Genomic DNA, 25,984 nt, shown 5'->3' with positions numbered 1-25,984 from the left:
ATAAGGTTTTAATGATGTTCATTAAGACCTTATTTTTATGCTTTAACACAATTCAAAGTCCTTTTAAAGCCATTGACTTAGAACGGGGTTAATGCTTCTAAATATAAAAAGGCTACCCAAACAGATAGCCTTTTTAAAATATTATAAACGTTATGTTTATTTAACGACTTCAGTTTTATTTAAAGCAGAGCTCATCTCCATAGAAATAGATGAACGTTCAAACTTAATTTTACCTGCAAGTGTTTCAATAACGCAAGTATTGTCTTTATCCATTAAATCGACAATTTTTCCATGCATACCACTTTTAGTGATTACACGATCGCCGCGTTTTAACTCGCTAGCGAATTTCTTTTCTTTTTTCTGACGTTTCATCTGTGGTGCAATCATAAAGAAGTACACAACCACAAACATTAAAATAAACGGTAAAAATTGACTTATTTCTCCCATTATTAAGATTGGATTTGAGGTGTTGCTAAATTACTATTAGAAGCGGCATTAGCATCTGGCTTAACAAAAGCTTTAATTTTAACCATATCTTTACCTGTCTGTGTGTTAGAAGTTACTGTAATTGTCTTTGTTACATTATTTGCTCCAGACCCATTAAATTTTACTGTAAATTTCCCAGACTCTCCTGGAGCTAAAGGTGCTTTACTCCAATCTTGAGGCACTGTACAACCACAAGAACTTGCAATATTTGTAATAACTAAAGGAGCTTCTCCTGTATTTTTATATTCGAAAACAGTTTCTACATTAGCTTTAGATTCAATAGTACCAAAATCATGTTCTGTTTCAGTAAATGTAATTTGAGGAAATTTAGATGAATTTGCATCACGTTCTGCCGCAACAACTACGTTTTCTTCATTTACTTTTTTAGAAGCGTCCTCTTTACAAGATGTAAAAGCGATTAAGCAAAATGCGCTTAATCCTAATATTACTTTTTTCATAATAATTATATTTATTTAGGGTTTAAAAATACTAATAATTTATAACTACATCAACCCGCGTCCAACTTTATTTAAAGTTCCTTTTTCTTGATATTCTTTTACTAATTTATCTAAAATACCATTAATAAAGATGCTACTTTTTGGTGTAGAGTACTCTTTTGCAATTTCCAAATATTCGTTAATAGTTACTTTAACAGGAATAGACGGAAAATTGTTAAGCTCGCAAACTGCCATCTGCATTAATATATAATCGATTTGAGCAATACGATCGGCTTCCCAATTTTTTGCTTTATTATCTATTTCTGCATTTAATTTTGTCTGGCTTAAAATGGTCTTTTTAAACAAGCTTACTCCAAATGCTTTATCATCTAAATCTTTATATAATTTAGGTGTGAAATAAGAATCGGCAACATCCGGTTTAATTTTGCGTAATAATTTTAAAATAGTTGTATTTACTGTTGGTAAATCGTCTAACCACGTTAAATTCTTATCTTCTAAATAATCGTAAAGTTTTTCGTTTGGTGCGATAATTTCTTTAAACACATCTACAATAAAGTTTTTGTCTGTTTTAAAGTCAGAAGTACGCGTTTTCATGTACTCTGCATAAATATCGCTAGCAAGGATTGCTTTATAAATAACGTCTACATATTCGTTATCTAGCTCCCAGTTATCTACACCATAAGTTCTAATGGTATCTCCTAAAGTACGGTTGTATCTTAACAACTGTAGTACTTCATTATTAACTAATTTCTTATTAGGGTCTTTATCTTCCGACGTTGCAAGATGCTTTAATTGAGATTTATCGATTTGGTTTTCAACTCGTTTTTGAACCTCAATAAGTAATGATAATTGTAACAGATATAAATGATACATATCGTCAAAACTATTAACTAAAAACTTTTCATCGTTTTTAAAATCATCACTTTCACCACCTTTAAAGGCATAGATGGTTTGCATTACTTTTACGCGAATATGTCTTCTATTAAGCATAGTTACAAAGAACTTTTAACCTCCATTACTGGAGTATGAATGATAGCCTTACAGGCCGTTAAATAAAAAAAGCCGAAAGTTAAATTAACTTTCGGCTGCAAAAATAAGGTTTTTAATCAAATAACATTATTTATTATTCTCTTTTTTTCGTGCATCTATTCTAGCTTTAGCTACATATAATGCTGCTTGATTTGTTGTTATTTTATGTGTATCGGCATTAGTAAGAATTTCTAACGTTGTGTTATAAATATTTTGAGTTTTACTCATAATCTCGTCTTTACCGTATTTGGCAATTTCTGCATATACGTTAATAATACCACCGGCATTAATTAAGAAATCTGGAGCATACACAATGCCACGATCTTGTAAAATAGCACCATGAATTTGCTCGTTAGCTAACTGATTGTTTGCTGCACCCGCAATAACTTGTGCCTGAATTTTATTTACAGTATCGTCGTTAATTGTAGCACCTAATGCACAAGGCGCATAAATATCTACAGCTTCACTATATAAATCTGAACCTCTATAAATTGTTGCACCGTACAATTTACTTACCGTTTCTAATCGTGCTTCGCTAATATCACTAATAATAACTTTAGCACCTTCTTTAGTTAAATAGTCTACTAACGTTTCTCCTACGTGACCAATACCTTGAACCAAAATAGATTTTCCTTCAAGATTATCTGTTCCGAATTTAAATTTCGCAGCAGCTTTCATTCCCATATACACGCCATAAGCTGTTACAGGAGATGGATTTCCTGCACCACCTTTAGATTCAGAAATACCCGTAACATAAGGTGTAACTTCGTGAACTAAATCCATATCTGAAGTTTCCATACCTACATCTTCAGCTGTAATGTATTTCCCTCCTAATGAATTCACAAACTCACCAAATCGTTTCATTAACTCGGGTGTCTTTTGTGTTTTAGCGTCACCTATAATAACAGCTTTACCACCACCAAGATTTAATCCAGTTACGGCAGCTTTATAAGTCATCCCGCGAGATAAACGCAACACATCGTTTAGTGCTTCCCATTCGTTATTATAATTCCACATTCTAGTTCCTCCTAATGCAGGTCCTAATACCGTGTTATGAATACCAATAATTGCTTTTAAACCTGTATCTTTGTCATTGCAAAAAACAATTTGCTCATGATTATTAAATGATTGTTGGCCGAATACTGGGTCGACTTTATACAATTCATTTGCATTTAAAACCTCTGAAACCATTTTAATTATGTATTAATTTGTATTGATTGTTTTTGATATATTAATAAAATACATCTGCAAATCTATATCAATATTATCATATTTTCAATAAGACAGATGTTAAAATGTGAATTTATTAAATTAAAAAATAAACAAAACGGTTAATGAAAGCCCTAAAACACGTTAACAAATACTTTCTTAAATACAAATATCAATTACTTTTCGGAATCGCCATTACTATAATTGCCCGCATTTTTATGTTGGTTACCCCGCGATTTGTTCGAGAAATATTTAAAGTCGTTGAAGATTATAAAGCTGGTACAATTACAGAAGTATCTGTGGTTCGTGCAGAACTCTTAGAAGACATTCTATATATAATAGGAGCCGCCATAATTGCTGGGTTATTTACCTTCTTAATGCGACAAACTATCATTAATATGTCCAGACATATAGAATTCGATTTAAAAAACGAAATCTATCAGCAATATCAACGCTTGTCTTTAAACTTCTATAAGAAAAATAGAACTGGAGATTTAATGAATAGGATTAGTGAAGACGTTAGTCGTGTAAGAATGTATGCGGGTCCAGCAATCATGTACACGATTAACACTATTACCCTCTTTATTATTGCGCTATTATATATGTATAGCGAAGCACCTACACTTACACTCTACACTATTTTACCGCTTCCGTTTTTATCGTTCGCTATTTACAAACTGAGTAAAGAAATTCATAAACGTAGTACCATTGTACAAGTGTATTTGTCTAAACTATCCACATTTACGCAAGAGAGTTTTAGTGGTATTTCTGTAATTAAAGCCAACGGCATAGAAGTTCAAACTTCAGAAAATTTTGAAGCCCTTTCACAAGGAAGTAAAGACAAACAATTGGCCTTAGTTCGCATACAAGCTTTGTTTTTTCCTATGATGGTTTTACTTATAGGATTAAGTAATTTAATTGTAATTTACATTGGCGGGAAACAATATATAGACGGAGAAATAGAAAGTTTAGGAACCATTGCTGAATTTATTATTTACGTAAACATGCTTACCTGGCCTGTAGCCACTGTAGGATGGGTAACGTCTATTATTCAGCAAGCTGAAGCTTCTCAAGCCAGAATCAATGAGTTTTTAGATTTAGAACCAGAAATTCAAAATCATAACGAAACACCTTCAAACATTCATGGGAATATCGAATTTAAAAAGGTATCCTTTACTTACGACGACACCAATATAGAAGCTTTAAAAGACATTAGTTTTACCATAAATCATGGCGAAACTTTAGCTATAATTGGAAAAACAGGTTCTGGTAAATCGACTATTCTAGACCTCATCGGGAGATTATACGATTGTAATTCAGGTATTATTTCAATTGATAACACAGCCATTAAAGACCTCAACTTATACAGTCTACGCGATAGTATAGGTTATGTGCCTCAAGATGCATTCTTGTTTTCAGATTCAATTAAAAACAATATTAAATTTGGAAAAGAAGATGCTACAGACGAAAACGTAATTCAAGCAGCAAAACTCGCCCAAGTTCATGGCAATATTTCAAAATTTGCAAAAGGTTACGATACCGTTTTAGGAGAACGTGGGATTACACTTTCTGGCGGACAAAAACAACGTGTTTCTATTGCCAGAGCCATAATTAAAGATCCTAAAATATTATTATTCGACGATTGCTTATCGGCGGTAGATACAGAAACTGAAGAAAAAATTCTTAAAAATTTATATCGTGTAGCAGCTGGAAAAACCACCGTAATTGTAAGTCACCGTGTGTCTTCAGCTAAAAATGCAGATAAGATTATTGTTTTAGACGATGGTAAAATTCTTCAGCAAGGTTCTCATAAGACATTAATTAATACAGAAGGTTATTATAAAACCTTATATTTAAAGCAACTTAGTGAAAAAGAAATATCGTAATTTGTTGGTTAGTATATCTTTTTTTTAGATTTTTGAAAGGAAATTGATTTACCAAAATAAATAATTTTAAAAACTTAAATTAAACATTTTTAAATCTTATTAATAGTAAATATGAGTATGGATAGTAAGGACATGATGGAGAAAGAGGAGATTTTTTCTAAAGTATTAAGAGCGGGGAGACGAACATATTTTTTTGATGTTAGAGCTACAAAAGCAGGAGATTATTATTTAACAATTACTGAAAGTAAAAAATTCACAAACGACGACGGGTCGTTCCACTACAAAAAGCACAAAATATACTTATACAAAGAAGATTTTTCTGAGTTTAGAGATATTTTAAATGAAATGACAGATTACATTATTGATGAGAAAGGCGATGAAGTAATTAGTGAACGTCACCAAAAAGATTTCAAAAAAGAGTACGAAGATAATCACGTAGAAATTTCAGTTGAAGCTGAAGCAAATTCTCCAGAAAAATTCACAGATATTAGTTTCGATGATATCTAATCGTATTTCATATATACCAATTAAACCGTTGCATTAGTAACGGTTTTTTTATGCTCTGTTTTAACAAGCTATAGTTTAACGGCTACAAGTGCAATAACACATACCACTAATACGCTTCCTAAAGCTATAGGCCACCCTAAATTCATCCCAATAATTAATAGTACAATTAATAACCATAACGGTACAGCTGTTAACCCTACTGCAAATCTAAAAGTTCCTGTAAATTCTTTTTCCTTTATTTTGGGTTGTAATACTAACTTCCATAAAGCATACACAGGTAACAACACCAATTTAAGCAGGAATCTAAACCCTGTTCCAAGAGGTTCAAAAACAGAACGCTTAACTTCAAAATCAGAGACTTTCTCATCATGCTCCAAATAATGATTTATAGCATCAGGATTTAAAAAATCGGCTTCTTCGTTAACTAAAGTAGAAACAACCTCATCATGATTATCTGCAATATGCGTTGTAAGTAATTGAATTTCGTTTTGAATGTCTCGTTTTAAAGCAATAACCGCTTCCGTTTTTTCTAAATGACGATAACGTTGTGCAGAAATAGGTTTTCCTATATTTAACAACATACTATCGGCATAATCTTCCGGACTAATGTAATTTACACCAACAGGCAGCAATTGTAAATCTAAATCAGGGTAAACTTCAAGCGTGTCTAAAATAATACGTGTAAATCCTTTACTTAATGGACGCACTTTCCGATTAAGATTATGACTCCCTTCTGGGAAAATAACAAGTGCTTCGTTATTCTTTAATAATCCTTTACAGGTTTCGAAAACGGCATTATTATTCGTTATTGTTTGCCACCCATCGCGAACACGATAAACAGGAAGCATATTCAATCCTTTTAATAATTTAGAAATAAATGGTTTTTGAAAAACAGCAGCGCGAGTTAAATAATAACAAAACCGCTTAGACTGTGTAGCTATTAATAAAGGATCTAATAATGCATTTTGATGATTAGACAGAATTAAAACAGGTTTCGCTTTAGGTACAAATTCTGCGCCTTTTACGTGTATTTGTTTATAATAAAAAAATAATCCTACAGAAATATAAGCCCTAACGGCATGTAATTTAAACTGTTTTAACCCCATGTACAACCTGTGTTTGTTTAGACCAAAATAACGCTAAAAATAGACCAGAAATAATATGCCAAATCCCCCAAAACGCAGCGATAATAGCCATCCCTCCTAGTCCGTTAAAAAAGGTAAAAATCAATAACAACCCTAAACCAGAATTTTGAATTCCCGTTTCTATAGCTAATGTTTTTTGGTTTTTATAGGACAATTTAAAAGCTTTAGCTACATAGAATCCTAATGCCAATGCTATTATATTATGTCCTATTCCTAAAAACAAGACCTCGGAAACGTACCCTTTAAAAATATCTATATTTTTAGAAAATGCAATAATAACAATAACTACAAATACTAGTATTGAAAAAGGTTGGAGTATTTTCGATAATTTTAAAGCCAATTTGGGTTTAAAGTAATGCACTAGCATCCCTAACACTAAAGGGATTCCTAAAATTAAAAGTACAAGCTTTAATAAATCCATCGGACTTAACGCGACTGCTTTTAAAAGATAAGATGTTGGTTTATATAGGTTTCCATAAAACTGAAAATTAAATGGTGTCATTACAAGAGCTATACACGTGGAAAATGCTGTTAGGCTAACAGACAAAGCAGAATTTCCTTGTGCTAAATGTGTCATAAAATTTGAGATATTCCCCCCCGGACAAGCTGCAACCATCATCATACCCAATGCGATACTTGGTTTGGGTTCTACAGCTAGAATCAACAAAAATGTGATTAAGGGCAATAAAAAAAACTGAGACAGAATACCAACTAACATCACTTTAGGCGTTTTAAACAAATTTTTAAAATCGCTTAAAGAAATACCTAAGGCAACACCAAACATAACAACTGCTAAGGCAATATTCATCACCCAGAGTCCATCACTATCAAAATTAATGAGTACTTGATCTATATCTTGCATGAATTACAATACGGAAGTTCCATTTTTAATGCGTTGCTCTGGATGCAACAACATCACATCTTTATCTTTAACCGCTCCCAAAACTAAACATTCACTCATAAATTTAGCAACTTGTTTCTTTGGAAAATTTACAACAGCTACAATTTGTCGTTTTAACAATTCATCTTTTGTATATAATGTAGTGATTTGTGCTGACGTTTTTTTAACTCCCAATTCTCCAAAATCTATGGTAAGTTGGTACGCCGGATTTCTTGCTTCAGGAAAATCATCAACTTTTATAATTGTTCCTACTCGCAAATCGACAGCACTAAAATCTTCAAAATTTATAGTTGATTTCATTTTTTAAAAGTACAAATAATTCCGAACTTTGATAAAAATAGAATTATGGCCGATACACTTTCTAACATGATGCCTCTAGGAACGCAAGCTCCAGATTTTACTTTAATAGATACAGTTTCTAACAAAACCCTTTCTTTAAATGAATTAAAAGGCGACCAAGCAACGGTTATATTTTTTATTTGTAACCATTGCCCATTTGTAATTCATGTAAACAAACAACTTGTAACATTAGCTTCAGATTATAAAGCTAAAGGTGTTAACTGTATTGCTATTTCTAGTAATGATGTTGAAAATTATCCGCAAGATGCTCCCGATAAAATGAAAATAACAGCTAAAAAAGAAGGCTATATTTTCCCTTATTTATACGATGAAACACAAGCTGTAGCTCATGCTTACAATGCGGCTTGCACTCCAGATTTCTACGTTTTTGATGCGAATCACTCTTTAAAATATCGCGGACAATTAGACGATTCTAGACCAGGTAACGCCATACCCGTAACAGGGCAAGACATACGCCATGCTTTAGATTGTATTATTAGTAAAACTGACAATTTAAAACCGCAGAAGCCAAGTATTGGATGTGGTATAAAATGGATTAAAGCTTAGCCCATCCTTTGCTTTCTAAGGCTTTGACTATATGTGCAAAATGATGGCTGCTATGCCAAGCGTACATTCCTATATTTTCTTTTAGCACCACAGTTTTGTTATTTTCTGGATGAATAAAAGTCCGGTTTAACTCTTTATCGTTTAAAGATTTTAAGAGATATACCAAACGTTTATGCACAGCCTCTATATGCATTAAAGACATACTAACTGGCGCGTTTATAGCATCGTCTAGGTTAGACCAATCATCTTGGTTATAAGCTTTAATTGTAGGATTATCTTCTGTAATACTCCATTTAAAACGTGTGTAACTATGGTGATGACTGTCTGCAATATGATGAATTAATTGTCTAATGGTCCAACCGCCAGGTCTATATTCCGTATCTAATTGGTAATCGGTTAATGGTTTTATTAATGCTGTTAATCGTGATGGAAATTGATCTAAAACATCAATCCAATTATCGAGATGTTTAGCAGTTATTGGATTTGGACATTTAAACTGCCCGATTGGGTATTTTAATTGTTGGTCTTTAGTTTCCATGGTTAATGGTTGTTTGTTTGATTGATTTTCTTTTATCTAAAAATAATACATAAATCCGAAACTAATTCTCATAGCATCACGATTTTGGTTAATATTTCCTTCTAATAAATTCGCAACGCCAGAGATATCTAAATCTTTTACACCGTAATTTAATTCTAAACCTACAGTCATACGTTCATAAGCATCGTACATAAAGTTAAAAATACCGTAATAGTGCTGATGAATAAAATCTCCTCTTAAAAACACTGACTCGTTTTGATATTCTGGATAAACCACAAGACGATCCGAATCATCTAAACTAAAATGTGTAAACCCTAATACAGTATTCGCATGAAGTTTATCGGTAAAGTAATATTCGTAAGATGCCCAACCACCCATTGCTGGCGTGGCATTAAATTCATTTCCAGTAGCGGGATAACCGTCATAACCATTTCCTGCTACCGTAGTTAAATAGGCTGAAATTCCTTTTCCTCCAACAAGTTGAAACTGAAGATTGTTTCTGTTAGGTTTGTAAATTCCACTAAAAGTAAATCCGTAACCCATAAAATTATCGATTTCCTCGTCTAATTTGTATCGTACACTTCTTAATACAGAAGACACACGTAAATGTCCCCAATCTCTTTTATATTTTACAGCAAAAGTGATGTCTGGTGTAATTTGGTTAACTTCATCTACTAAGGGTTGAAATTCTTCATAAGCAAAGTTAGTGTTTATCGGTGCTTCTAAACTCGCTTCGTAAATCCAATCTGGGTTACGAAACGTATTCATATATTTTACATGTGGTGATCTTAACCAGATACCAGAAGGTGGCCCTTCCCATTCCATAATGTTTGGCCAAATGCTTTCATCTCCAAAATTATTCCAGTTTTGTCCCACTTGCCAATGCGTAGTTTCAACAAAGGCTTTTCTTAATCGCATTCTACCATCGCCGCCCCAAAAATCAGATTCGATTACAGCAATTATAACTTTACCATCTTTTTGAACATATCGTGTACTTAATTTTAACTGTGTTTGGTATAAATCTACATTCAAACTTTTAGTATCGTCTGTCCCAAATACATTTATGGATCCCACGTTAAATGTTTCACTATTATTTAAACCGCCATAGAGATCTAAATAGCCATTCAATTTCATATTCACACCCAAACTACTCTTATATCGCGGCGCATCGCCCACAGAGTCATTAGAAGTAACGGTTAAAAAAGGATCCTGGGCATAAGCAAAAAACCCAAAACAAAAACATAAAATGGTTAAAGTTAGTTTCATAAAATTGGTGGTTTAAGAGGATGAAATTACTTCCTTTTTTAAAGAAAACCTAAATAGTAGACATAAAAAAAGCTGTCTTTACAGACAGCTTTTAAAAAATTTATATGGATGAAATATTATTTAACTTCCATTAATTCAACATCAAAAATAAGTGTTGCATCTGGTGGAATTACACCTCCAGCACCACGAGAACCGTAACCTAAATCGCTAGGTATCACTAAACGTGCTTTATCTCCTACTTCTAATAACTGAATTCCTTCATCCCATCCTGAAATAACTTGCCCTACTCCAATTGGAAATTCTATAGGTTCTTTACGTTTGTATGAAGAATCGAATACAGTACCATCTTGTAATTGTCCTTTGTAGTGTACAGAAACTGTTTGACCAGATTTTGCTTTTTTACCACTTTTAGACGCTTGTAAAATTTGGTAACGTAAACCACTATCTGTTTTACTAAAACCTGCTGCAATTTTATCTAAAGCTGCATCTTGTTCTGCTCTAGCTTCAGCTAAACGCTTTTCACGAGACCCTTCAAAAGTTCTAAACGCTTCAACAGCATTAAAAGATTCTGCAGCTGCACCTACTCTAATAATCTCTAAAGTTTCAATACTATCGCCTTGAGCAATAGCATCTACAACATCTTGACCTTCTACTACATGTCCAAAAACAGTATGTGCATTATCTAACCATGGTGTTTCAACGTGAGTAATAAAAAACTGGCTCCCGTTTGTTCCAGGACCTGCATTAGCCATAGAAAGAATTCCTGGACGGTCATGCTTTAATTCTGGATGAAATTCGTCATCAAATTTATATCCTGCATCACCAGTTCCTGTTCCTAATGGACAACCACCTTGAACCATGAAATCTGGAATTACACGGTGAAATTTTAACCCATCATAATATGGTTTTCCTTGAGCTTTCACAGAATTCTCTAAATTACCTTCTGCTAAAGCAACAAAATTACCTACCGTTCCCGGTGTTTTTTCAAATTCTAAGGCTACTACAACAGCCCCTTTTGTAGTATTAAATTTTGCGTATAATCCGTCTTGCATTTGTTTCTATTTTAATGATGCGCAAATATAGATAAATGATTGACTAATAAAAAATCGCATCGCGTTATCATCTTGTTAAATACAAAGGGGTAATTTATTTGCAAAACATGATAATAATCAGTTGGTATTTTATTTAAAAGACAGACATTTGCTGAGATTTTTAAGAAAACTTTTGATAGACGAACTTTAATTGGTTTATTATATTATTAAAACTCTTAAAATCATTAATTTCGTAAAAACCAAATTAAAATTGAAATGAGTAAAGGACTTTATATTGCCACCTTAGAACCCAATAGTGGTAAATCGATTATTTCTCTCGGGTTGATGCAAAACTTACTAGGAAAAACAGCTAAAGTTGCTTATTTCCGACCTATAATTGACAAAGAGGAAAATGATAAACGAGACAACCATATCGACACTTTATTATCACATTTTAACCTAGACATTCCTTACGAGGAAACATTCGCTTTAACTAGAAATGAAATTGTACAGAATAGAAACGCAGGGAAAATTGGTGACTCGTTAGATTTAATTATTAAAAAATATAAAGCTCTTGAAGAAAAGTATGATTTTATTCTAGTAGAAGGTACAGACTTTCAAGGTGAAGGTACTGTTTTTGAATTCGACTGGAATGTAAACATCGCAAAAAACTTAGGTTTGCCAGCTGTTATTGTTAGTACAGCTCAAGATAAAAGTTTAGAAGATTTTACGAGTAGTGCAGAAATGGCCTACAAAACGTTTAAAAGTCACGATGTAGAAGTTATTGCTTTAGTTGCCAACAAAATTCAGGCAGAAAACGTAGAAATCATTCAAAAATCGGTTAGAGCATTCTTACCAGAGACTGTAGATTTTTCGACTATCCCAATGGTAAAATCTTTAGCCTCTCCTACCATGAAGGAGATTAAAGAAACCTTAAACGGTGAAGTCCTTTTTGGAGCGGAGCATTTAGGAAACTTATCTGGGAAATTTGCTGTAGGTGCTATGCAATTGCGTAATTTCTTAACGCATTTACGTGAAGGGTCTGTAGTAATTACACCTGGTGATCGTGCCGATTTAATTTTAGGATCATTACAAGCACACTTATCTAGTAACTACCCTAATATTTCTGGTATTATTCTAACTGGAGGAATTGTTCCAGAGCCATCTATTTTAAAGTTAATTGATGGACTAACTACTGTAGTACCTATAATTTCTGTTAATGATGGTACATTTAATACAACCCATAGAATTGGAAATATTAAGTCTAACATATATGCTGAAAGCAAAACTAAGATTTTAACGTCTCTCGAAACATTTCAGAAATACGTACCTGCAGACAATTTGTTAGAAAAACTGACGTCTTTCGAAAACAAAGTGACAACGCCGCGCATGTTCCAATACAATTTAATCGAAAAAGCACGCAAAGCTAAAAAACGTCTTGTTTTACCAGAAGCATCAGATCCTCGTATTTTAACTGCTGCTGCGCGTTTAGAAGTTTTAGATTTAGTAGATATTATTCTTTTAGGAAATCCTAAAGAGATTAAAGAAAAGGCGACTGAACTTGGGTTGAGTTTAGACTATAACAAAACAAAAGTCATTTTCCCTTCAGATTACGAAGGATTTGAAGATTACGTTGAAACCTTCTACGAGTTACGTAAACATAAAAACGTAAACATGGATATGGCAAGAGACATCATGAACGATGTGTCTTATTTTGGAACCATGATGATTTATAAAAATGATGCAGACGGTATGGTTTCTGGAGCTGTAAACACTACAGGACATACTATTTTACCTGCATTACAATTCATTAAAACTAAACCGGAATGTTCTATAGTGTCGTCTGTATTCTTTATGTGTTTAGACGATCGTGTTTCTGTATTTGGTGACTGTGCCATTAATCCGAACCCGAATGCTGCCCAATTAGCAGAGATTGCTATTTCTTCGGCTAGAAGTTCTGCTGCTTTTGGTATTGAGCCACGTATTGCTATGTTATCATACTCGTCTGGTTCTTCTGGAAAAGGAGAAGACGTAGATAAAGTACGTGAAGCTACAGAAATTGTAAGAGCACAATGTCCTGATCTTAAAATTGAAGGGCCTATTCAATACGATGCTGCAGTAGACTTAAAAGTGGGTCAGAGTAAAATGCCAGGTTCTGAAGTTGCAGGACAGGCGACTGTACTTATTTTCCCTGATTTAAATACAGGAAACAACACGTACAAAGCGGTACAAAGAGAAACAGGAGCCTTAGCTATCGGACCAATGTTACAAGGTTTAAACAAACCTGTTAACGATTTAAGTCGTGGATGTACTGTAGACGATATCTTTAATACGGTAATTTTAACTGCTATTCAGGCTCAAGGAATTTAACAACTATTTATTAAAACTATATAAAACAAACACATGAAAATTCTTGTTATAAACTCTGGTAGCTCATCTATTAAGTTTCAACTCATCGAGATGCCTGCAGAAACTGTAGTCGCTTCTGGACTGGTAGAGCGAATTGGCTTAGAAGATGGGGCTATTCATTATAAGGATCAAAAAGATAAAATTTCTTTAACCTTACCTATCCCTAATCATGCCACAGGTTTGGCTCAAGTTGCTAAAATGTTGATGGATGAAAAAACAGGAGTAATTAAAGACGTTGCAGAAATAGACCTTGTTGGTCACCGTGTTGTTCATGGTGGAAAAAAATTCTCTGATCCTGTAGAAGTCACTCAAGAAATTAAAGATAAAATCCGTGATCTTATTTTATTAGCTCCACTTCACAATCCACCAAATTTAGATGGTATTGAAGTTGCTGAAAAAATCTTTACTAAATCGAAACAAATTGCGCTTTTCGATACGGCTTTTCACCAAACATTACCTGCTGTAGCTTATAAATATGCAATCTCTAATAAATTTTTAACAGAAGATAATGTACGTGTTTACGGATTTCATGGATTATCTCATAAATACGTTACAGACCGTGCCGTTGAATTTTTAGATAAACCTGATGCTAAATTAATTTCTATTCACTTAGGAAATGGTTGTAGTATGACGGCTGTTCAAAACGGAAAAAGTTTGGATCACACTTTAGGATTCGGACCAAACGATGGTTTAATTATGGGAACTCGTAGTGGAGCCATAGACCAATCTGTTATCTTTTTCTTAATGGATAAATACAACTATACTAAAGAAGAAATTATTAATATCCTTTCTAAGGAAAGTGGTATGCTAGGTTTAACAGGGTATAGTGATTTACGTGATATTGAAGCGCAAGCAGAACAAGGTAATAAAGACTGTATTCTTGCTTTAGAAATGAATGCGTATCGTGTTAAGAAATTTATTGGAGCTTATACCGCTGCTTTAAATGGATTAGATGCCATAATATTTACTGCAGGTATTGGAGAAAATAGTTCAACCATTAGAAGAATGATTTGTGAACAAATGGATTATTTTGGAATTGAATTAGACGATGCTTTAAACGAAGAGCGTTTACCAAATATTAGAAGCATTAATACGGCAAATTCTAAAACTAAAATATTAATTGTGCCTACCAATGAAGAGTTGGAAATTGCAACAGAATGTTTTGTAAACTTTAAATAAAATCAATTTTTAGTTTTTTATTATAGCAAAAGCGCCTCGTTGTTAACGAGGCGCTTTTTAATTACTTATTAACTGGTTAAACTGATTAATTTGCAACCTCACTTATAAATTTAATTCGATACAAACGTAATTCTTCATCGTCGTAATCGCCATCAAATTCTTCAATTGCTAAATCAATTTTATCGGTTTCTGACTCCATAAAATAATCATGGATTTCTTCTTGTTGATCTTCATCTAAGATATCATCAATCCAATAATCAATATTTAATTTTGTTCCAGAAAACACTATGGCTTCCATTTCTTTTATAAAATCGGACATTTCCATGCCTTTAGCCGTAGCAATATCATCTAAAGGTAATTTTCTATCTACGTTTTGAATAATATACAGTTTTAAAGCAGAATTCATTCCTGTAGATTTAACAACCATGTCGTCCGGACGTACAATATCATTATCCTCTACGTACTTGGCAATCAATTTTACAAAGTCTGAACCATATTTTTTTGCTTTACCTTCTCCAACACCATGCACATTAGATAACTCTGCAATAGTCATTGGATATTTTAAAGCCATATCTTCTAACGATGGATCTTGAAAAATAACAAAAGGAGGTACTCCAATTTTTTTAGCATTGGCTTTACGTAAATCTTTTAACATACGCATTAGTACTTCATCGGTAACAGCGCCTCCACCTTTAGCTGCAACCACAGTATTTCCTTCAATCTCATTACTAAATATATGATCTTCGGTCATCATAAAAGAAGACGCCGATTTTATAAACGCTTTCCCTGACTCGGTTATTTTTAAAACACCATAGGTTTCAATATCTTTCTTTAAATACCCCGCGACTAATACTTGGCGTAGAAGCGCCATCCAGTATTTATCTTCTTTGTGTTTTCCATGTCCGAAAAAAGGTTGTTCGTCTGTTTTATGCGATTTAATGAGTGCATTTGTTTTACCAATTAATACACTTACTAAATCTTTAGACTTATATTTTTCTTTAGTTTTACTTACTGTTTTTAACAGAATAACAACATCGTCTTTAGCTTCTGTTTGTTTTTTAGGATGACGAACATTATCATCCATATCTCCACCTTCGCCAGTTTCGTTATCAAATTCTTCACCAAAATAATGTAGAATAAATTTTCGTCTAGAAATTGAACTTTCAGCAAATGCAACAACTTCTTGTAACAATGCATGACCAATTTCCTGTTCGGCAACCGGTTTACCAGACATAAACTTCTCTAGTTTCTCTATGTCTTTATAAGCATAGTATGCTAAACAATGGCCTTCTCCTCCATCACGTCCTGCACGTCCTGTTTCTTGGTAATAGCTTTCTATACTTTTAGGAATATCGTGATGAATTACAAAACGCACATCGGGTTTATCTATTCCCATACCAAACGCTATGGTAGCCACAATAACATCTACATCTTCCATAAGAAACATGTCTTGATGTTTAACACGAGTTTTAGCATCTAAACCGGCATGATACGGTAAAGCTTTAACACCATTAACTTGAAGCACCTGTGCCAGTTCCTCTACGCGCTTTCTACTTAAACAATAAACAATTCCCGATTTCCCTTCGTTTTGTTTTACAAATCGAATTATATCGCTGTCTACTTGTTTTGTTTTTGGGCGTACTTCGTAATATAAATTAGGTCTATTAAAAGAGGCTTTAAAAGTAACAGCATCATGAATGCCTAAGTTTTTAAGAATATCTTCTTGCACCTTAGGTGTTGCTGTAGCTGTTAGACCTATAATTGGAATATTCTCATCTATTCGCTGTATAATATGCCTTAGATTACGATATTCTGGTCTAAAATCGTGTCCCCACTCACTTATACAGTGCGCTTCATCAATGGCCATAAACGAAATTTTTACCGAACGTAAAAATTCTACATTTTCTTCCTTTGTTAAAGACTCGGGTGCAACATAAAGTAGTTTGGTAACACCATCTACAATATCTTGTTTTACACGTTTAATTTCAGTTTTATTAAGTGAAGAGTTTAAAACGTGAGCAATACCTTCTTCGTTAGAAATCCCACGAATGGCATCTACTTGGTTTTTCATTAATGCGATTAATGGGGATACTATAATCGCTGTACCTTCTTGCATTAACGCTGGGAGTTGATAACATAAAGATTTACCTCCACCAGTTGGCATAATAACAAATGTATTCTTACCACTTAGAAGACTTTCTATAACCGATTCTTGTAACCCTTTAAATGCGTTAAACCCAAAATGTTCTTTAAGTGCAGAATGCAAATTAACTTCAACTTTTGACATGTACTTGTTTATATTTTTATTTACACATTTTATACACCGAAAAAAACATAAGCTATTAGTTAATTCGTTGTATTTAGCGAACCTTGATTAATTTTTTCGTTAGTTTTGCAAAATAAATACTAAGCGAAATTATAAAAAAATGTTCGTTTCAGTTTAAAGGTAATAAAATCTTTAAAAGAGTCAACCTAAAAAAATATTAAATTTTGAATAAACATCATGCCATCATCAACTCTGCAAATCAAGTATTTGAGTTGGAAGGTCAAGCTATCTTGAATTTGAAGTCTTATATAAATGACAATTTTGTTAATGCTGTTAACCTTATTTACAATTCAAAAGGCCGTGTAATTATAACAGGTATAGGGAAAAGTGCTATTATTGGAAATAAGATTGTAGCTACATTAAATTCGACTGGAACTCCTGCAATTTTTATGCATGCCGCCGAAGCAATTCATGGCGATTTAGGTTTAATATTAAAAGACGATGTTGTTATTTGTATTTCTAAAAGTGGAAATACACCTGAAATAAAAGTCTTAATACCATTAATTCAAAGTTCTAACAACAAAATAATTGCTATTACTGGGAATGAATCTTCATTTTTAGGACAACATTGCGATTACTTTTTAAACACTTTTGTGGAGAAAGAAGCTTGTCCGTTAAACTTAGCACCTACTACGAGTACAACTGCCCAATTAGTTATGGGAGATGCTTTAGCTGTATGTCTTCTAGAATTACGCGGATTTTCAAGTGGAGATTTTGCAAAATATCATCCTGGAGGAGCTCTAGGGAAAAAGTTATATTTACGAGTTTTCGATATTTCTAATGAAAACAATAAACCTGAAGTCCATCCAGATACTAATATTAAAGAGGTTATTATAAATATCTCTAAAAACATGCTAGGTGTTACTGCAGTAGTTGAAGATCATAAGGTGGTAGGAATTATTACAGATGGTGACTTAAGACGCATGCTTACAAAAACAGATAATTTTATTAGTCTAAAAGCGAAAGACATTATGGGACAAATGCCTAAGACTATTAATGAAAATGCCATGGCTATAAAAGCCTTAGAAATTATGGAAACTAACGATATTTCTCAGCTTCTTGTTTGCAAAGATGACGGAACATACGCTGGCGTAGTTCATATTCACGATTTAATAAAAGAAGGTATTATATAATGGCGCAAAAGAATAAAAAGAATGTTAACGAGATGTCGTTTTTAGATCATCTTGAAGACTTAAGATGGCATTTAATTCGAGCAACATTATCGGTAATGATTGCTGCTACATTTGCCTTTCTAGCTAAAAGCTTTATTTTCGACACCATTTTATTTGGACCTACAAGACCAAGCTTTTTTACGTACGATATTTTATGTAAAGTGTCTAACTACTTAGGGTTAGACGATAGTTTCTGTTTTAACGAAGCGGCTTTTAAAATACAAAGTAGAACTATGGCTGGACAATTTTCTGCCCATATTTGGACTGCTATAACCGCTGGTTTTATTATTTCATTTCCTTATATTCTTTATGAATTATGGCGATTTATTAGCCCTGGAATGCATGCCAGCGAACGCAGAAACTCTAGAGGATTTATCTTTATTTCATCATTCTTATTCTTTTTAGGAGTTCTTTTTGGATACTATGTTATTTGCCCATTATCCATTAATTTCTTAGGAACATATCAGGTTAGTGAAAAAGTACATAACGATTTCGATTTAAGTAGTTACATCAGTTTAATTCGCTCTTCTGTAATTGCATGTGGTATTATATTTGAACTCCCAATAATTATATATTTCCTTGCAAAAGGCGGTATTATTACTCCTGAATTCCTTAGAAAATACAGAAAAATAGCCATGGTTATTGTACTTATAGTTTCGGCTGTAATTACACCTCCAGATATTGCTAGTCAAGTTATTGTTGCTATTCCTGTACTTATTTTATACGAAGTGAGTATTTATATTGCCAAATTTGTAACTAGAAAAGAACGTAAAAAATCTAAAGCTGTAAAAAATGTCAGATAAAATAACCGAGTTTAACGACTATAGAGCCAAAATGAACGACCGCATTTTGAGCGATGATAATAAAATTATTAAACGCATCTTTAATTTAGATACTAATGCATTTCAAGCTGGTGCTTTAGATGTAAAAACAAAAGAACTTTTAGGTCTTGTTGCATCTACTGTTTTACGTTGCGACGACTGTGTAAAATACCATTTAGAAACGGCTTACAAATCTGGATTAACTCGCGCAGAAGTTGTTGAAGCTTTAAGTATCGCAACCCTTGTTGGTGGTACAATAGTTATTCCTCATTTAAGACGAGCGTACGAGTTTTGGGATGAATTAGAAGCTACAGAAGCCTAAATTAAAGTAAAAACAATCGCTAACAGAAAGTGCTATGATTTTAGTATTTTAGCACTTCTGTTTTTATAATATCAGAATATAAAAAAACCACAACGTGAAACTAAAAGCTGAACATTTAATGAAGTCCTATAATGGGCGAAAAGTTGTAAAAGATGTCTCTTTAGAGGTTAATCAAGGGGAAATCGTGGGCCTACTTGGTCCAAACGGTGCCGGAAAAACCACATCTTTTTACATGATTGTTGGCTTAGTAAAACCTAACGGTGGAACTATATATTTAGAAGATAAAGAAATCACGAAATACCCTATGTACAAACGTGCACAACACGGTATTGGGTATTTAGCTCAAGAAGCTTCAGTATTTAGAAAATTAAGTATTGAAGATAATATTTTAAGCGTATTACAACTTACTAAATTGAGCAAAAAAGAGCAGCTCATGAAAATGGAATCGCTTATTGAAGAATTCAGTTTGGGACACATTCGTAAAAACCGAGGCGATTTATTATCTGGTGGAGAACGTAGACGTACTGAAATTGCACGAGCACTTGCTACCGATCCTAATTTTATTTTATTAGACGAACCGTTTGCCGGAGTAGACCCTGTAGCTGTAGAAGATATTCAGCGTATTGTGGCCCAACTTACTAAAAAGAACATTGGTATATTAATTACAGACCACAACGTACAAGAAACCTTAGCGATTACAGACCGTACCTATTTAATGTTTGAAGGTGGAATTTTAAAAGCTGGTAAACCTGAAGAACTTGCCGAAGACGAAATGGTTCGTAAAGTGTATTTAGGTCAGAATTTCGAGCTTCGTAAAAAGAAGTTGGATTTTTAATTCTTACACCTGTTCTACATACAACTTTAGTATTAAGAGTCAATTTATAAGCTATTTTAATTGATAATAAACTGCAGTATCCGCAATTTGAGTATGGTCTTTTCTAGACTATAACAAGTTAAACATCGGTAGTAAAATTACTATCTAAATCTACAAATGAGAGTTATAGATTACAATGATTCTATTTTAAGCTCGTAGGAATACAAGAATCACTTAGAAAGCATCAAATAGTACATACATTTTATAAAATTACAGCTATATTAAAGATTTTTGTGCTAATTAGTTAACGTTTAATAACTCCCCTTCATTACCACATCTAACATAGACATCGCAACATATACAAGTATAATTATTGGGATTGCTGCAAACTTTAAAGAAATCAGGAGCAAGACACAAATTATAAGAAAGATATAGCGAATGGCATTCGGCTTAAAGTCCCAAGATTTAAACTTTAAGGCAAATAATGCTATTGGCGCGTTCAATAAAAAAGTACTAGTAATAGTTAGCGCAATTAAAAATCCTTGATTCATAATTATGGCATTCATCATATCGTTTTGCTGCAATTCCATAATTAACGGCAATGAAATAATTAACAACGTATTTGCCGGTGTTGGTAGTCCTTTAAAATAATCTTGTTGCTCTTCGTCTAAATTAAATTTTGCTAAACGATATGCAGAAGATAAGGTAATAAAAAAACCAATTAGAGGTAAGAAAGAAGGCATAATAGCATCGCCACTAAAAAACGCATTCCAAGAACCTTCGTCTGTAGATAATTCTGGTTTCTCAATACTAAAGCTCAATAATTTATACATTACAATACCCGGTACAACCCCACTGGTTACCATATCTGCTAAAGAATCTAACTGTAATCCTAATTCTGAAGATACGCCAAGTTTTCGTGCAGCAAATCCATCGAAAAAATCAAAGAATATACCTGCAAACACAAAAGCAGCAGCGACAATAAAATGATTGTGGGTTGCAAATATTACGGCAATACAACCACAAAATAAATTTAATAACGTCAGTGCATTTGGCACATAATTTTTAATCAACATACAGTAATGTGTTTATGTAAAAATAGTAAAGATTTAGGGTGTAAGATAAGACCATTTAAAAAAATAACACAATAAGCCGTTATATTTTAAGTTAAATACTAAGTTAGCATAAGTGCAATGCTAAGTACTAACTACATTTTATCTTTTTACAAAGGCAAAAATAAAGTTTTTAAGCCAATTAAATTATCTGCATATTTGTAAAAAAATTAACGTTGAGAATATTTTTCACTACCCTATTCGTATTAGTAAGTGTTTCGGTTTTTAGCCAAACAACTAGAAAATATTCTAATGAATTTATGAATATTGGAGTCGACGCCGCCGCTCTAGGTATGAGTCACGCCGTTACCGCCCAATCTGCCGATGTTAATTCGGGGTATTGGAATCCTGCTGGATTAATCCATTTAGAAGATAATCAGTTGGCGTTAATGCACTCCAGTTATTTTGCAAACATTGCAAATTACGATTATGCAGCTTTTGCTATGCCTATAGACGACAGAAGTGCAATGGGAATTTCTTTAATTCGATTTGGAGTAGATGATATTTTAGACACCACACAATTAATCGATGATGACGGAAATATTAACTACGATAGAATTGAACTGTTTTCTACCGCCGATTATGGCGTAACATTCTCCTACTCTAGACAACCTGTTTTTGCAGAAGGCTTTAGTTATGGTGTAAATGCTAAGGTAATTCGAAGAATTATTGGGGATTTTGCTAATTCTTGGGGATTTGGTTTAGATCTTGGTATACAATACGAAACAGAGTCTTGGAATTTTGGTTTAATGGCCAGAGATATTACAACTACTTTTAATGCATGGCAAATTGATGAAGACAAGTTCGAAACCATACAAAATGCAATTGGAGGGGAAAATCAGGAATTACCTGAAACTACAGAAATCACAATTCCTAAATTACAATTAGGCGTTTCTAAAACCTTTAATTTTAATTACGACTATTCGTTAGAAGCTGCAATAGATTTACAAATGCGTTTTGCTGAAAACAATGATATTATTTCAACATCTTTTGTGAGTATTAATCCGTCATTCGGATTTGAATTCGGTTATTTAGATATGGTTTACTTACGCGGCGGTATGGGAAACTTTCAAAATGAATTACAAATCGATAATACAGAACAAGTAAGCTTTCAACCCAGTTTAGGTGTTGGTTTTAAATATCAAGGCATACAAGTCGATTATGCGTTTACAGATATTGGCGACCAAAGTGTAGCTTTATACTCGAATGTGTTTTCTTTGAAATTGGATTTTAGTATCTTTAGACACTAATTAATAGGATGAATCTGTCCTTATAAATTTAGTTTAAACACTTTGAAACACCTCTTATTAGCCTTAGCAACAGGATTATTATTAGCCTTTGGCTGGCCCACTTACGGTTTTCCTGTTTTATTATTTGTAGCTTTTATTCCCCTGCTTTATGTTGCGCACGACATTAAAGAACAGCAAACCATAAAATATAAAGGTTGGCGCTTATTTGCGTTGTCTTATTTAGCTTTCTTTATTTGGAATTTTATTACTACAAACTGGTTACAATATGCCGATATGTTTGGAGCATGTTTTGCCATTTTAGTAAACAGTTTACTCATGGCTCTTCTCATTCTAATTTATCAAGCCGTTGCTAAACGTACAACTATAAACAAATCTCTTTTATTTTTAATTACACTTTGGATTTGTTTTGAAAAACTCCACTTAAATTGGGAATTTTCTTGGCCTTGGTTAAATTTAGGAAATGCTTTTTCTGAGTATCCTAAATGGATTCAATGGTACGAATTTACAGGTGCTTTTGGTGGTACACTTTGGGTGTGGCTGGTTAATGGCATCCTGTTTAAAGCGCTTTTAACCTTCTTTAAATTTAAAGAAAATAGCATCTTAAAACGTGCCGCGATACAAACTACTTTACTAATTTGCTTACCAATAGTATTTTCTATAGTCCGTTATTACACCTACACTCCAGAAGAAGACACCATTGAAGCTGTAGTTTTACAACCTAACATTGACCCTTATAGCGAAAAGTATAATGCAACTAATAAAAGAGTTGGTGAGTTATTAATACAGTTAGCTGAAGAGAATATTACAGAAAACACGAATCTTTTAGTGTCTCCAGAAACCGTTTTAGCCGAAAATTACGGTGTTAATTTACCTCGATTTAATAGTAGTAGTGAGTTTTTTCAAGCAAAAAGCTTCGTATATAACTATCCTAATTTAAATTATTTACTTGGTTTACAATTCTATCAAAAACATACTAATAAAGCAGATATTCTACCAACTTCAAATCAATATAACGATAAACTTTGGGTAGATTATTACAATTCGGCCGCTTTTATAAATGCCGATAAAGAACCTTTAATTTATCATAAATCGAAGTTGGTTGTTGGTGTAGAAAACTTCCCATATCAAAGTATCTTAAAGCCTATTATTGGAGATGCCATGTTAGACTTAGGTGGTACTGTAGCCATGAAAACAACCCAAAAAGAGCGTTCAGCTTTCAAGTTAAAAAATTCAGAATATAAAGTTGCTCCTGTAATTTGTTACGAATCTGTGTATGGTGAATATGTTACGGGTTATGTACGTGAAGGCGCAAATGTTTTAGCTATAATGACAAATGATGCGTGGTGGGGCAATACTCAAGGACACAAACAACATTTAAGTTATGCTAGACTTCGTGCTATAGAAACACGTCGTGCAATTGCTAGAAGTGCGAACACCGGAATTTCTGCATTTATAAGTCCGAAAGGAGATATCATAAAAACCTTGGCTTACGAAGAACAAGGAAGTTTAAAAGCCCGTATTCCTGTAAATACAAACATTACTTTTTATGTACAAGCAGGCGATTATATTGCTAGAATAAGTATGTTTCTTGCTCTTGGGTTATTTGTAATTACCTTTTTTAGAAGAGATCGGGTATAACGCTCAAATTATCTATTTCTAAATAAGTTTACTTAAAACATTAAATGTACTAAAAGCTCTTTTAATAAATCGCCCTGTGGCACTGCATTAGACCCAATTCCCTTGCTTTTCACATCAAATTCACGTAAGATAGAAATATTTGCACTCACCTTTTTCATTGGGTAATTTCTCACAGCAACTAAATATTCATCTACAAAATAAGGGTTTATTTTAACTGCTGAAGCCACACTTCTAGGATTCTTATCCGATAATCCGTGAATTTGTAATAACTGAGAAAAGAAACTAAACACTAAAGAGACTGTAACCACCATTGGATTATCTTTAGGGTTTTCGGCAAAATACTTTACAATACGCTGCGCTTTCACCACATCTCTAGCTCCTATAGCTTTTCGTAACTCAAAATTATTATAATCTTTACTAATCCCAATATTTTCTTCAATATGCTCTGGAGTAATTTGAGTTTCTTTTGGTAAAATAATCTGAAGCTTCTCTAACTCATTATTAATTTTACTTAAATTATTTCCTAAGAACTCTACTAGCATTTGAGCCGCTTTAGGCGTAATGGAATACGATTTTGGAGATAGCGTTCGACGAATCCAATCGGCCACCTGATTTTCGTACAGTTTTTTACTCTCGAAAACTACTCCGGACTTTTTAATTGTTTTATAAAGCGCTTTACGCTTATCGGCAGATTTATATTTATAATTCAGCACTAAAATTGTAGAAGGTTGCGGATTTTTAGCATATTCAGCTAATTTTTCAATGGTGCGCGATAAATCTTGTGCTTCTTTAACTATTATCACCTGATATTCTGCCATCATTGGATACCGTTTGGCATGCCCAACAATATCTTCGACAGTTACATCGCGACCATACAATACCATTAGATTAAAACCGCGCTCTTCTTCTGTCAGTACATTGTCTTCAATATAATCGGAAAGCTTATCTATATAATAGGTCTCTTCTCCCATTAATAGATAAATCGGTTTTAAATTCTTTTGCTTTATATCGGCAACTAATTGTTTAATCTCGTCCAAACTGTAAACTATATAGGATTATTCCAAAAATACGTCTTTGGAATTTGGTTTTTGAATTTTGAAATCTACCTTTGAAAATTCAAGACCTAGCAATGCAAGAACTTAACTTTCCGAAGTTTTCATTTCGATTCAAAAGTAGCGAAAATAAAATTTCTATTTTTGATGATATCCGTAAAAAATTTGTGATTCTTCAGCCCGAAGAATGGGTACGACAACATTGTGTACACTATTTAATGCAGGTAAAAGGTTATCCCAAATCGTTAATTAATGTTGAAAAGGAATTAATTGTAAACAAGTTACGCAAACGCTACGATATCGTTATTTTTAATCCCGATGGCAGCATACATGTTATTGTAGAATGTAAAGCACCAAAAATTAATATTACACAAACCACGTTCGACCAAATTGCAAGTTATAATTTAACGCTTAACGCCACCTATTTAATGGTAACAAACGGGTTAAATCATTATTATTGTCAGATGGATTTCGAATCTGAACAATATAATTTCCTTCAAGACATTCCTAATTATAACGCCTAACAG

The 25,984-nt window shown here is 33.1% G+C and carries 25 protein-coding genes; 12 read left to right on the top strand and 13 right to left on the bottom strand.

Annotation, left to right across the window (positions count from 1 at the left end; genetic code table 11):
* Window positions 1–156 precede the first annotated feature (156 nt).
* The 4 genes from yajC to BN863_RS05545 all read right to left on the bottom strand — a co-directional run bounded on the left by yajC (window position 157) and on the right by BN863_RS05545 (window position 3,164).
* Window positions 157–447, bottom strand: a complete 291-nt coding sequence (yajC, locus tag BN863_RS05560; RefSeq protein WP_038528342.1) for a preprotein translocase subunit YajC — start codon at window positions 445–447, stop codon at window positions 157–159.
* Between the two features lie 2 nt (window positions 448–449).
* On the bottom strand, window positions 450–944 hold the full coding sequence (locus tag BN863_RS05555; protein ID WP_038528339.1) for a DUF1573 domain-containing protein: 495 nt from the start codon (window positions 942–944) through the stop codon (window positions 450–452).
* 45 nt (window positions 945–989) lie between these two features.
* Window positions 990–1,934 carry a transcription antitermination factor NusB gene (gene nusB / locus BN863_RS05550; RefSeq protein WP_242404073.1) on the bottom strand — a complete coding sequence of 315 codons (945 nt, stop codon included), beginning with the start codon at window positions 1,932–1,934 and terminating at the stop codon, window positions 990–992.
* A 126-nt stretch (window positions 1,935–2,060) separates the two neighbouring features.
* Window positions 2,061–3,164: a Glu/Leu/Phe/Val family dehydrogenase gene (locus tag BN863_RS05545; protein WP_038528336.1), complete on the bottom strand. Its 1,104-nt coding sequence runs from the start codon at window positions 3,162–3,164 to the stop codon at window positions 2,061–2,063.
* A 143-nt stretch (window positions 3,165–3,307) separates the two neighbouring features.
* Between BN863_RS05545 and BN863_RS05540 the strand changes: the two genes are divergently transcribed.
* Both BN863_RS05540 and BN863_RS05535 read left to right on the top strand, forming a co-directional pair.
* Window positions 3,308–5,068 (top strand): ABC transporter ATP-binding protein, encoded by a 1,761-nt coding sequence (locus BN863_RS05540; protein ID WP_038528333.1) that lies wholly within the window; start codon window positions 3,308–3,310, stop codon window positions 5,066–5,068.
* Between the two features lie 117 nt (window positions 5,069–5,185).
* Window positions 5,186–5,575, top strand: a complete 390-nt coding sequence (locus BN863_RS05535; protein WP_038528330.1) for a PUR family DNA/RNA-binding protein — start codon at window positions 5,186–5,188, stop codon at window positions 5,573–5,575.
* A gap of 68 nt (window positions 5,576–5,643) precedes the next feature.
* Here the strand turns inward: BN863_RS05535 and BN863_RS05530 are convergent, their stop codons facing one another.
* The 3 genes from BN863_RS05530 to BN863_RS05520 are packed head-to-tail and all read right to left on the bottom strand — an operon-like array spanning window position 5,644 to window position 7,921.
* Window positions 5,644–6,681, bottom strand: a complete 1,038-nt coding sequence (locus tag BN863_RS05530; protein ID WP_051774551.1) for a lysophospholipid acyltransferase family protein — start codon at window positions 6,679–6,681, stop codon at window positions 5,644–5,646.
* A complete protein-coding gene (locus tag BN863_RS05525; RefSeq protein WP_038528328.1) occupies window positions 6,662–7,582 on the bottom strand; it encodes a bile acid:sodium symporter family protein in 921 nt (306 codons plus the stop codon). Before BN863_RS05525 ends, BN863_RS05530 begins: the two co-directional genes overlap by 20 nt.
* A gap of 3 nt (window positions 7,583–7,585) precedes the next feature.
* Window positions 7,586–7,921, bottom strand: coding sequence for a tRNA-binding protein (locus BN863_RS05520; protein ID WP_038528325.1), 336 nt, complete (start codon window positions 7,919–7,921; stop codon window positions 7,586–7,588).
* 45 nt (window positions 7,922–7,966) lie between these two features.
* Here BN863_RS05520 and BN863_RS05515 point away from each other — a divergent pair, with 45 nt between their 5' ends.
* Entirely contained in the window at window positions 7,967–8,527 is a 561-nt protein-coding gene (locus BN863_RS05515) for a thioredoxin family protein (protein ID WP_038528322.1), read from the top strand.
* On the opposite strand, the gene BN863_RS05510 is transcribed toward BN863_RS05515, so the two are convergent.
* The 3 genes from BN863_RS05510 to BN863_RS05500 form a co-directional block, all read right to left on the bottom strand.
* Entirely contained in the window at window positions 8,517–9,065 is a 549-nt protein-coding gene (locus tag BN863_RS05510) for a YfiT family bacillithiol transferase (RefSeq protein ID WP_038528319.1), read from the bottom strand. The two genes, BN863_RS05515 and BN863_RS05510, sit on opposite strands and share 11 nt — an antisense overlap.
* 36 nt (window positions 9,066–9,101) lie before the next feature.
* Complete coding sequence (locus BN863_RS05505) at window positions 9,102–10,331, bottom strand: hypothetical protein (protein WP_038528316.1); 1,230 nt, start codon at window positions 10,329–10,331, stop codon at window positions 9,102–9,104.
* Between the two features lie 116 nt (window positions 10,332–10,447).
* A complete protein-coding gene (locus BN863_RS05500) occupies window positions 10,448–11,383 on the bottom strand; it encodes a peptidylprolyl isomerase (protein ID WP_038528313.1) in 936 nt (311 codons plus the stop codon).
* Window positions 11,384–11,638: 255 nt separating this feature from the next.
* Between BN863_RS05500 and pta the strand changes: the two genes are divergently transcribed.
* Entirely contained in the window at window positions 11,639–13,732 is a 2,094-nt protein-coding gene (gene pta / locus BN863_RS05495; protein ID WP_038528310.1) for a phosphate acetyltransferase, read from the top strand.
* Between the two features lie 33 nt (window positions 13,733–13,765).
* Window positions 13,766–14,950 (top strand): acetate/propionate family kinase, encoded by a 1,185-nt coding sequence (locus BN863_RS05490; protein ID WP_038528307.1) that lies wholly within the window; start codon window positions 13,766–13,768, stop codon window positions 14,948–14,950.
* Window positions 14,951–15,035: 85 nt separating this feature from the next.
* Here BN863_RS05490 and BN863_RS05485 read toward each other — a convergent pair whose 3' ends face one another.
* On the bottom strand, window positions 15,036–17,237 hold the full coding sequence (locus BN863_RS05485) for an ATP-dependent DNA helicase RecQ (RefSeq protein WP_038528304.1): 2,202 nt from the start codon (window positions 17,235–17,237) through the stop codon (window positions 15,036–15,038).
* 203 nt (window positions 17,238–17,440) lie between these two features.
* Between BN863_RS05485 and BN863_RS05480 the strand changes: the two genes are divergently transcribed.
* The 4 genes from BN863_RS05480 (at window position 17,441) to lptB (ending at window position 20,426) form a co-directional block, all read left to right on the top strand.
* Window positions 17,441–18,409 carry a KpsF/GutQ family sugar-phosphate isomerase gene (locus BN863_RS05480; RefSeq protein WP_038528300.1) on the top strand — a complete coding sequence of 323 codons (969 nt, stop codon included), beginning with the start codon at window positions 17,441–17,443 and terminating at the stop codon, window positions 18,407–18,409.
* A complete protein-coding gene (gene tatC / locus BN863_RS05475; protein ID WP_038528297.1) occupies window positions 18,409–19,251 on the top strand; it encodes a twin-arginine translocase subunit TatC in 843 nt (280 codons plus the stop codon). The genes BN863_RS05480 and tatC overlap by 1 nt, the downstream gene beginning before the upstream one ends.
* Window positions 19,241–19,591 (top strand): carboxymuconolactone decarboxylase family protein, encoded by a 351-nt coding sequence (locus BN863_RS05470; protein ID WP_038528294.1) that lies wholly within the window; start codon window positions 19,241–19,243, stop codon window positions 19,589–19,591. The genes tatC and BN863_RS05470 overlap by 11 nt, the downstream gene beginning before the upstream one ends.
* Before the next feature lie 94 nt (window positions 19,592–19,685).
* Window positions 19,686–20,426, top strand: coding sequence for an LPS export ABC transporter ATP-binding protein (gene lptB / locus BN863_RS05465; protein ID WP_038528291.1), 741 nt, complete (start codon window positions 19,686–19,688; stop codon window positions 20,424–20,426).
* A 290-nt stretch (window positions 20,427–20,716) separates the two neighbouring features.
* On the opposite strand, the gene BN863_RS05460 is transcribed toward lptB, so the two are convergent.
* On the bottom strand, window positions 20,717–21,481 hold the full coding sequence (locus BN863_RS05460; RefSeq protein ID WP_394331992.1) for a CDP-alcohol phosphatidyltransferase family protein: 765 nt from the start codon (window positions 21,479–21,481) through the stop codon (window positions 20,717–20,719).
* Between the two features lie 212 nt (window positions 21,482–21,693).
* On the opposite strand from BN863_RS05460, the gene BN863_RS05455 reads away from it, so the two are divergent.
* Both BN863_RS05455 and lnt read left to right on the top strand, forming a co-directional pair.
* Window positions 21,694–22,767 (top strand): putative type IX sorting system protein PorV2, encoded by a 1,074-nt coding sequence (locus tag BN863_RS05455; protein WP_084817478.1) that lies wholly within the window; start codon window positions 21,694–21,696, stop codon window positions 22,765–22,767.
* A gap of 42 nt (window positions 22,768–22,809) precedes the next feature.
* Window positions 22,810–24,405: an apolipoprotein N-acyltransferase gene (gene lnt / locus BN863_RS05450; RefSeq protein WP_038528286.1), complete on the top strand. Its 1,596-nt coding sequence runs from the start codon at window positions 22,810–22,812 to the stop codon at window positions 24,403–24,405.
* A gap of 32 nt (window positions 24,406–24,437) precedes the next feature.
* Here lnt and holA read toward each other — a convergent pair whose 3' ends face one another.
* Window positions 24,438–25,442, bottom strand: coding sequence for a DNA polymerase III subunit delta (gene holA / locus BN863_RS05445; protein ID WP_038528283.1), 1,005 nt, complete (start codon window positions 25,440–25,442; stop codon window positions 24,438–24,440).
* A 92-nt stretch (window positions 25,443–25,534) separates the two neighbouring features.
* On the opposite strand from holA, the gene BN863_RS05440 reads away from it, so the two are divergent.
* The gene (locus BN863_RS05440; RefSeq protein WP_038528280.1) at window positions 25,535–25,981 is read left to right on the top strand and encodes a type I restriction enzyme HsdR N-terminal domain-containing protein; all 447 of its coding nucleotides are present in this window, start codon (window positions 25,535–25,537) and stop codon (window positions 25,979–25,981) included.
* Window positions 25,982–25,984: the final 3 nt, after the last annotated feature.

Origin of the sequence: Formosa agariphila KMM 3901 (genome assembly GCF_000723205.1) — a bacterium.
Lineage (GTDB): Bacteria > Bacteroidota > Bacteroidia > Flavobacteriales > Flavobacteriaceae > Formosa > Formosa agariphila.
This window is presented reverse-complemented; position numbering and strand designations above follow the sequence as displayed.